7 protein-coding genes and 1 pseudogene are annotated in these 8932 nt (G+C 69.8%); 4 read left to right on the forward strand and 4 right to left on the reverse strand.

Features of this window, described 5'->3' with window-relative positions; all coding sequences use genetic code 11:
* Positions 1–191 precede the first annotated feature (191 nt).
* Positions 192–1010, forward strand: a complete 819-nt coding sequence (locus ACWD3H_RS38530; protein ID WP_355556244.1) for a polysaccharide deacetylase family protein — start codon at positions 192–194, stop codon at positions 1008–1010.
* Here the strand turns inward: ACWD3H_RS38530 and ACWD3H_RS38535 are convergent.
* Entirely contained in the window at positions 914–2257 is a 1344-nt protein-coding gene (locus tag ACWD3H_RS38535) for an acyltransferase family protein (RefSeq protein WP_451958503.1), read from the reverse strand. The two genes, ACWD3H_RS38530 and ACWD3H_RS38535, sit on opposite strands and share 97 nt — an antisense overlap.
* Positions 2258–2600: 343 nt before the next feature.
* Here ACWD3H_RS38535 and ACWD3H_RS38540 point away from each other — a divergent pair, with 343 nt between their 5' ends.
* Positions 2601–3902 carry a Dyp-type peroxidase gene (locus ACWD3H_RS38540; protein ID WP_451958504.1) on the forward strand — a complete coding sequence of 434 codons (1302 nt, stop codon included), beginning with the start codon at positions 2601–2603 and terminating at the stop codon, positions 3900–3902.
* Positions 3903–3986: 84 nt separating this feature from the next.
* Positions 3987–5036, forward strand: coding sequence for a YVTN family beta-propeller repeat protein (locus ACWD3H_RS38545; RefSeq protein ID WP_451958505.1), 1050 nt, complete (start codon positions 3987–3989; stop codon positions 5034–5036).
* A 161-nt stretch (positions 5037–5197) separates the two neighbouring features.
* Here the strand turns inward: ACWD3H_RS38545 and guaA are convergent, their stop codons facing one another.
* Both guaA and ACWD3H_RS38555 read right to left on the reverse strand, forming a co-directional pair.
* A complete protein-coding gene (gene guaA / locus ACWD3H_RS38550; protein WP_451958509.1) occupies positions 5198–6769 on the reverse strand; it encodes a glutamine-hydrolyzing GMP synthase in 1572 nt (523 codons plus the stop codon).
* 36 nt (positions 6770–6805) lie between these two features.
* Positions 6806–7639 carry an SDR family NAD(P)-dependent oxidoreductase gene (locus ACWD3H_RS38555; protein WP_451958506.1) on the reverse strand — a complete coding sequence of 278 codons (834 nt, stop codon included), beginning with the start codon at positions 7637–7639 and terminating at the stop codon, positions 6806–6808.
* An 85-nt stretch (positions 7640–7724) separates the two neighbouring features.
* Here ACWD3H_RS38555 and ACWD3H_RS38560 point away from each other — a divergent pair, with 85 nt between their 5' ends.
* Positions 7725–8471: an SDR family NAD(P)-dependent oxidoreductase gene (locus ACWD3H_RS38560; RefSeq protein ID WP_355556232.1), complete on the forward strand. Its 747-nt coding sequence runs from the start codon at positions 7725–7727 to the stop codon at positions 8469–8471.
* A gap of 85 nt (positions 8472–8556) precedes the next feature.
* Here the strand turns inward: ACWD3H_RS38560 and ACWD3H_RS38565 are convergent.
* Positions 8557–8932, reverse strand: a pseudogene (locus ACWD3H_RS38565) (hypothetical protein); the annotation flags it as partial.

The raw sequence follows: 8932 nt of genomic DNA on the forward strand, positions 1-8932 counted from the left end.
ACACAGCCATGACCTGGGGAAACGTCAAGTTTGCGGTAGGGCGCGCACCGTGGCGCGGTCACCGGAGCACATGGGCTTTCACAGGACATTGTGACGCTTCAGCCCCGGGAGGCATCAGGCACCTCGATAGGATGCCCACTCGACCGACGTCGATTTGACCCGGAGATCCCCTCATGAAGTCTCCTGTCCGAATGTTGCTGGCCACATCCTGTGCGCTGGCCATGATCGCCACCCCGACCGCCGCGTGGAGTGCGGAACAACCCAGAACAACGGCCAAGTCGGCGGACAAGGCCAAGCCCGCCCCCAAGCCCGTGCCGGTGGACTGCGCGAAGGTCAAGTGCATCGCGCTGACCTTCGACGACGGCCCCGGCAAGTACGCCGACAAGCTGCTCGACACCTTCAAGAAGTACAACTCCAAGGCGACGTTCTTCCTTGAGGGTCAGTACGTGAAGTCCCGCCCCGCGTTCGCCAAGCGGATGGTCGCCGAGGGCCACGACATCGGCAACCACAGCTACAGCCACCCGCACCTGCGGGAGCTGTCCGAGGACAAGATCCGCGAGGAGCTGACCAAGACCCAGGACATCGTCAAGAAGTCCACCGGGAAGTACCCGACGACGATCCGGCCGCCCTACGGCGAGTTCGACCAGCGGGTCGCGGCGATCGCCACCGAGATGGGCATGCCGATCGTCCTGTGGAACGGCGGCTCCCGCGACTGGGCGACCAAGAACGAGAAGGCCATCTACGACGAGGTGCTCAAGAACGCCAAGCGTGACGGGGTCATCCTCATGCACGACTGGGTCGAGCAGACGGTCAAGGTGATGCCGAAACTGCTGACCGCGCTGCAGAAGCAGGGCTACCACATGGTGGCGGTCTCCTCGCTGCGCGGCGCCAAGGCCACGAAGGCCGGAGAGGTCTACCCCGTCGGCTCCGAGAAGGACGAGGACCTGACCTCCGAGTCGCCCACCGGCGACCCGGGCGACTGGGCGGAGTCACCCGCGGACGGCAGCTGAGCCGCCTCACCCGAGGACGCCCTCTTGGCCATCTCAGCTGAGGGCGTCCTCTCGGCGATCTCGTCCGCGGACCGCCGCCGAGCCAGCCGCCTGCCCAGCCGCTGCATGGGAAGCTCCACGTAGCGGTGGGTGAGCAGGCTCAGGCCGAGCACCACCAGCACGAACGCCGCGGACAGGGAGAGCTGCACCACCGGCCCCGCGGCCCGCACGTCCCCGACAACGGCGTGCGCGATCCGCAGCAGCGGGTGATGCAGCAGGTAGACCGAGTAGCTGACCAGCCCCAGCCAGACGAGGAACCTGGGCAGCCGGCGCTCGCGCAGGGCCATCGCGCCCGCGAACGACACCCCGGCCAGCGCCATGGTGACGAACCACGGCCCCGGCCGCACCCACCACCAGCCGGCCTGCTCCGACCAGACCGGGGCCAGCGCCACGAGCGCCGTCGCGGCCGCCACCGGCCAGAGGGCTCCCTCCCCGTGCTCCCAGCGGCGGATCGCGGTCCCGGCGAACATCACCGCGAGAATCGCCGCCCCCAGCCACGGGACGAAGCCGGAGAAGATCAGCAGCACCACGGCCATCGCGCCGAGGACATACGCGGCGATCTTCGTGAACCGTCCGCCGATCAGGCAGGCCAGGCCCGCGAAGAACAGCACGCCGGACACGTACGCGGGCCCGGAGCCCTTCAGCGGCGGCCCCGTCAACACCAGCCCCGCCACGACCGCGACCGCCCCGAAGCCGATGGCGAAGGCACCGCTCGCGCGGTGCACCCCGCCGACGAACAGCGCGGTGACGATCAGGTAGAAGACCATCTCGTACGAGAGCGTCCACATGGTGTCGGCCAGGCCGCCCAGGTGCACCACGTCCAGCAGCATCGTGGCGTGCGCGGACACCGAGGCCAGGTCCCTGGGCACCTGCTCGCGGACGGGCATCCAGATCGCCATGACCAGGACTCCCACCGCGACCAGCAGGTAGATCGGGTAGAGCCGGAACACGCGGCTGATCCAGAAGGCCCGCACATCACCGCGCCGCTCCAGCGAAACCGGGATGATGTACCCGCTGACCAGGAAGAACACCAGGACGCCGTACATCCCGAGGTTGAACCAGTACGGCCGCAGGGCGGGCATGAACCAGGGCAGCATGTGCTCCAGCAACACGGCGACCGCGCCGATCCCACGCAGCGCGTCGAGCCACGCCAGGCGGGGGACGGAAGCCTTGGTGGAGCCTGCGCCGGTCAGGGTGGAGGAGGACACCCGCCCCAACTTACCGTTCGGCACCCCGTGAAACCCCGCCATCAGCGGCAACCGTCCCCGGTGGCCGGAGACCGGTATCGCTCCGACTACCAAGAGGTAGTGATTTGTAACGCTCCGTAAAGAGTGGGCCAAAGTCGGCCGATGGCGCGCGGATCAAGTATTCACCGGACCGACCGTCCATTATATTGCGATATTAGGATCTTTGTCCGATTACCTATGGCCGCAGGCCAGACACTGCTTGGAAATCACCGCCAACAGTGGCAATCGCTCGCCCCGGTCGGCCCAGGGAAATCAAGCCACGGCACCGGCAAGGCACCACCGGGTTCACTCCGGGAGAGAAACCATGACCGACGAGAAACCCCGTACCCCGGAAAGCAGCCGGCCCAGCGGAGAATGTCCGGCAGGTGCCTTTGGGCGGCGGTCGTTTCTTCAGGGCACACTTGTCACCGGCCTCGTCGGAGCGGCGGACAGAAGCCCGCCGGGCAGCGATGCGACCCTCGCCGACAGGGCGGCAGGCGGCAACGCGAGCACGGGTGCGATTCCGTTCCACGGCTACCACCAGGCGGGCATCGCCAATCCTCCACAGCCGGTCGGGAGCTTCGCCTCCTTCGACGTGACCGCCGCCGACCGCGGAGAACTCACCGAGTTGTTCCGCACGCTGACCGCGCGGGCCCGCTTCCTCACCACGGGCGGCACGCCACCGAAGGCGCCCCCGGGTTCACCGCCACCGGACAACGACATCCTGGGACCCAGGATCGTGCCGGACAACCTCACCATCACCGTCGCCCTCGGCGCGACCATCTTCGACGGCCGCTACGGACTGGGCGCGCGCAAGCCGATCCAGCTCATCACCATGCAGCCCTTCCGTCACGACGACCTGGACCCCGGGCTGTCCCAGGGCGACGTGCTGGTACAGATGTGCGCCGATCACCGCGACACGACGGTGCACGCGCTGCTCGACATCCTTGCCCACACCGGCGGCGTGATGAAGCTGCGCTGGCGCATCGACTGCCAGCGCAATCCGCCGCGCCCCGCCGGTACGCCGCGGGACTGGTTCGGTTTCAAGGACGGCATCGCCAACCCGGACACCACGAACACCGCCCAGATGGACCGGTTGGTCTGGGTGCAGCCGCACACCGCCGAACCCGCCTGGGCGGCGGGCGGTACCTACCAGGTGCTGCGCATCGTCCGGTTCGACCTCGAAGCGTGGCAGAAGCTGCCCCTTGCCCAACAGGAGCGGATCTTCGGCCGCCGCAAGGCCAGCGGCGCCCCGATGTACGCCATGTCCGAGAACGCCTCCGACCTCCTCGATCCCGTCTACACCAACGACCCGCAGGGGCTGATCACCCCGCTGAACTCGCATGTCCGCCTGGCCAATCCGCAGACCCCGCAGACCGCGGCGACCAGCACCATCCTGCGTCGCAGCTACGACTACAACCAGACTCTCGGCGTACACGGTGGCCTTGACCTGGGACATGCGTTCTGCTGCTTCCAGCGCGAGCTGAACACCTACATCACCATGCAGACCCGGCTGGAGGGCGAGGCACTGGTGCCGTTCATCAGCCCGCGGGGCGGGGGCTACTTCTTCGCCCCTCCAGGCGTGCGCGACGACCGGGACTACTACGCCCGTGGACTCCTGACCTGATCGCTACCGCCGGGCGTGACCCGCCTCCGGCGAGAGGCGGTCCGGGCCACAGACCGAACCTTTGCGATGCGCACGGGAGGCAAGATGCGTTTCCTCCGGCGAGTCCGGGCCGGCACCGCCGGTCGGCGGCGAAGAAGGGCACTCGGGACGGTGCTGGGGGTCGGCCTCGGGCTCCTGCCGGCCTCCGGCCTGCCCGCCGCGTCGGCCGGTCCGGCCTCGGCGCCCCCCGCGGTCGTCCTCCCGGGCGCCGGTGGCCACGTGTACGTCACCAACCAGCTCGACAACACGGTCTCCGTGATCGACGCCCGAACGAACAAGGTCATCGCGACCGTGCCGGCCGGTACGGCGCCCGAAGGCGTCGCGGTCGCCCCGGACGGCAGGCACGCCTACATCGCCGACAACGGATCAGCCGAGGTCTCGGTGCTCGACACCCGGACCAGAAAGATCGTCGCCACCGTACCGGTCGGGAAGGCCCCCAGCGGTGTCGAGCTGAGTCCGGACGGCGGGTTCCTCTACGTGGCCAACGGCGGTTCGAACAGCGTCTCGATACTCGACACCCGAACCAACCGGGTGACCGCGTCCGTCCCGGTCGGGATCTCCCCGGTGAGCGTGACGGTCAGTCGCGACGGCGCCGAGGCCTACGTCGCCAACGCCGGATCGGGCAGCGTGTCGGTCATCGACACCCGTACGCGTCGGACCACCCGGGTCCTTCCCGCAGGCCGCTCCCCGGTGGGCGTCGCCGTCACCCCGGACGGCCGGTCGGTCTACGTCGCCGACGAGGTGGCGGCGAGCGTCTCGGTCGTCGGAACCCGTACCGGCACGATCACGGCTACCGTGCCGGTCGGCGAGGGCCCTTTCGACGTGGCGCTCGGACCGGACGGCCGGTCGGCCTACGTCACCGCTCTCGGCCCCGGCCAGGTATCCATGATCGACACCCGTAGCCACCGCGTCTCGGCGACGGTTTCCGTGGGGCCTCCGGGCACCGACCCGTTCAACGTGGCGGTCACCCCCGGCGCGGTCTACGTCACGCAGCAAGGGGCGGGCACCCTCGCGGTCATCGACCCGAGAACCTTCAAGGTCGTCACGACCGTCACGGTCGGCAGCAACCCGTACGGCGTGGCGGTGGGCCCGTGACGACCGTCCCGTCCACCGGGTCGTCGTCAGCCCGCCGAGCATCCCCCGCCCGGCACCGGCCACGGTTCCCGCGCCTGTCCCCGACCGTGGGAAGGCCGAGACCTGCGCCTTCCGGGCCGGGGACACCGGCCCGCCGATCGACCGCGTTCCGGCGAGAGCGCCTACTCCCACTCGATGGTGCCCGGGGGCTTGCTGGTCACGTCCAGCACCACCCTGTTGACCTCGCGGACCTCGTTGGTGATGCGGGTGGAGATGCGGGCGAGCACGTCGTAGGGGACGCGGGACCAGTCGGCGGTCATGGCGTCCTCGCTGGAGACCGGGCGCAGCACGATCGGGTGGCCGTAGGTGCGGCCGTCGCCCTGGACGCCCACCGAGCGGACGTCGGCGAGCAGCACGACCGGGCACTGCCAGATCTCCCGGTCGAGACCTGCGCGGGAGAGCTCCTCGCGGGCGATGGCGTCCGCCTCGCGGAGGATCTCCAGGCGCTCGCGGCTGACCGCGCCGACGATGCGGATGCCCAGCCCCGGGCCGGGGAACGGCTGGCGCCAGACCATGGTGGCGGGCAGGCCCAGCTCCTCGCCGGCCCGGCGGACCTCGTCCTTGAACAGCGCGCGGAGCGGCTCCACCAGCGAGAACTGAAGATCGTCGGGGAGACCTCCGACGTTGTGGTGGGACTTGATGTTGGCGGTGCCGGTGCCGCCGCCCGACTCGACCACGTCGGGGTAGAGAGTGCCCTGGACGAGGAAGTCGACGGGGCCGTCGGCGATGATGGCGCGCTGCTCGTCCTCGAAGACCCTGATGAACTCGCGCCCGATGATCTTGCGCTTCTCCTCGGGGTCGGTGACCCCTTCGAGCGCCTTCAGGAAGCGCTCCTGGGCGTCGGCCACCCGGAGCTTGACCCCGGTGACGGCCACGAAGTCGCGCTCGACCTGCTCGGCCTCGCCCTTGCGCAGCAGCCCGTGGTCGACGAAGACGCAGGTCAGGCGGTCGCCGATGGCTCGCTGGACCATGGCGGCGGCCACCGCGGAGTCGACGCCGCCGGAAAGCCCGCAGATGGCGCGGCCCTCGGGGCCGATCTGGGCGCGGATCGCCTCGACCGCGTCCTCGACGATGTTGAGCATCGTCCAGGAGGGGCGGCAGCCCGCGGCGTCCAGGAAGTGCTTCAGCACCGCCTGGCCGTGCTCGGAGTGCAGGACCTCGGGGTGGAACTGGACGCCGTACAGGCCCAGTTCGGGGTTCTCGAAGGCGGCGACGGGCGTCTCGGCGGTCGCGGCGGTGACCGTGAAGCCCTCGGGGGCGGCGGAGACGCTGTCCCCGTGGGACATCCAGACCGACTGCTTCGCGGGCAGCCCCGCGAAGAGCACGCCCTGGTCGCTCACCTCCAGGTGGGTGCCGCCGTACTCGGCGGTGCCGGTCCTGGCCACCTCTCCGCCCAGCTCCTGGGCCATGACCTGGAAGCCGTAGCAGATGCCGAAGGTCGGCACACCGGTGTCGAACAGTCCCTCGGGCGCGGCCGGGGCGCCCTCGGCGTACACCGACGAGGGACCGCCGGACAGGATGATGGCCTTGGGCTTCTTGGCCATCATCTCCTCCACCGGCATCGTCGACGGGACGATCTCGGAGTAGACGTGGCATTCACGCACCCTTCGCGCGATCAGCTGCGCGTACTGCGCGCCGAAATCGACGACCAGGACCGTGTCGAACTCAGACACCAAGACCCCCAAAAGGAACAGAGCGGTGCTGCCAGTCTATCGGCGCCTGTCAGCGCGCTACTCGTAGATGGGAAACGGGGGCAGCGTCCCCGCGAGCAGGGCCTCGGTCTGCTCGCGCAGGCCCGCCGCGTAGCCGGGATGGGTGAAGACCAGGAAACGCTCCTCGTGGATGGCCGCCACCGCGGCGAGCGCCACCTGTTCGGGGTCGATGCCCCGTTCCACCAGGCCGTCGATGATCCTGACGGAGGCCACCTCGTCCTCGGTGGGCCTGGCGACCGCGAGATTCTCCGGCCGGACCCGTTCCGAGCGGTTGATGCCGGTCCGTACCCCGCCAGGGCAGAGCGCGGTCACCCGGAGTTTGGAGCCGGCCATCGCGAGGTCCTGGGCGAGGGACTGCGAGGCGGCGAACGCGGCGTACTTCGAGACCGAGTAGGCGCCGGAGAACGGCGCGGCGAACAGCCCCGAGACCGAGACGGTGTTGAGGATGTGGCCTTCGGTGTCCTGGGCGATCATACGGGGGACGAAGGACCGGATGCCGTGGAGCACACCCCAGAGGTTCACCCCGAGCAGCCAGGCGAAGTCCTCGGGCTCCCTGGTCCACATCTGGCCACCCTGGAAGACCCCCGCGTTGTTGCACAGTACGTGAACCGCGCCCAGCTCGCCGAAGGTCCGGTCGGCGAGGTGCTGCACGGCCGCCTGGTCGGAGACGTCGGTGATCTCGGTGAGGACCTTGACCCCCTCCACCAGCGAGGCGGTCTCCGCGAGAGTGCCCGGATCGACGTCGGCGAGCATGAGGGCCATCCCCTCCGCTGCCAGGCCCAGCGCGAGCGCCCGGCCTATCCCGCTGCCCGCCCCCGTGACAACCGCGATCTTGCCTGACAGTTCACGCATCGCGCCGCCTCCCCTGCTGCCTTACCTAGCGACCAGTTGGGCACAAAACTAACGTTAAGCTCACCACCAGTCGAGGAGGCAGGCCATGACAGGCACCGGAGTCATCGTCACCGGCGGAGCGTCAGGGATCGGAAGGGCCTGCGCGCTCGCGCTCGCCGAGGCCGGGCGCCCGGTCGCGATCTGGGATCTCGACGAGACGGGCGCCAAGGAGACCGCCTCCTTCGTCGCCATGAACGGCGCCCCGGCGATCTCCGTCACCGTCGACGTCACCGACGCCTCGTCCTTTCCCGCGGCGGCCGCCACCAGCCGCGACGCCCTGGGGGCGATCGGCGGCCTCGTGCACGCGGCCGGGATCGCGGCGCCCCTGGGCATCGGCGAGCTGACCGAGGCGGCCTGGGACGCGGTGCTCAACGTCAACCTGCGCGCCCACGCCCTGCTGGTCAAGGCCCTGCTTCCGGACCTGCGCAAGCAGGAGGGCTCCGCGGTCGTCGGCATCTCCTCGGTCGAGGGCCTGGTCGGGCAGGCGTTCATCCCGGCCTACTGCTCTTCCAAGGCGGGCATGCTCGGCCTGACCCGCTCCATGGCCCACGAACTGGCGCCGATCCGGATCAACGCCGTCTGCCCCGGCTACATCGACACTCCCATGCTCGTCAAAGCCACCGGCGGCGACCAGAGCTTCATGGAGTCCTTCGAACGCAAGTCCCTCTTTCACCGCCTCGGCCGCCCCGGGGAGGTCGCCGCGGCCGTACGGTTCCTGCTGAGCGACGAGGCGTCCTTCATCACCGGCACCCACCTGGTCGTCGACGGCGGCGCCACGGCCGTCGACCACTGATCCCGCGGGTGACGCGGTTCGATCCGCCGTTCGGCCCGGCGGGCGCGGCGCCGAGGTCCCGCCGGAACCGGCCGTGGCACCGAGGTCATCCGATGCCTCCAGCGTGGAGACCCCCGCCTTCAGGCGGGGAAGGAAACGCGGCACGGTGCCGCGTTTCCGGGTGGGTGGTGTAGCCGTAGCCGTCGGCTCGTTGGAGCAGGCGGACGTGGCGGTGGTGGATTCCCTGCACGGTGCCGTGCCGGGTGGTGATGTTGAATTTTCCGGTGGTGCGGACCGCGACCCGTTCGGTGTGGACTCCGGTGTTCTTGCCGGTCGGGACGGTCGCGCGGACCAGGTCGCCGGTGGCGAACCCCTTGACGTGCTTGGTCCGGGGGAGCCGTAGCCGGGGGAAGCCGTAGCGGTCGGTGCGGGTACGGCAGTAGGTGCCGCGCCCGGTCGCCTTGACCACGAGCACGGTGGAC

The organism is Streptosporangium sp. NPDC002607, assembly GCF_053592655.1.

Bases quoted from the DNA above. Each gene is read 5' to 3' on its own strand.
- ACWD3H_RS38540 (WP_451958504.1), top strand. From the start codon at position 2,601: ATGACCGACGAGAAACCCCGTACCCCGGAAAGCAGCCGGCCCAGCGGA.
- ACWD3H_RS38530 (WP_355556244.1), top strand. From the start codon at position 192: ATGTTGCTGGCCACATCCTGTGCGCTGGCCATGATCGCCACCCCGACC.
- ACWD3H_RS38555 (WP_451958506.1), bottom strand. From the start codon at position 7,639: ATGCGTGAACTGTCAGGCAAGATCGCGGTTGTCACGGGGGCGGGCAGC.
- ACWD3H_RS38545 (WP_451958505.1), top strand. From the start codon at position 3,987: ATGCGTTTCCTCCGGCGAGTCCGGGCCGGCACCGCCGGTCGGCGGCGA.
- ACWD3H_RS38560 (WP_355556232.1), top strand. From the start codon at position 7,725: ATGACAGGCACCGGAGTCATCGTCACCGGCGGAGCGTCAGGGATCGGA.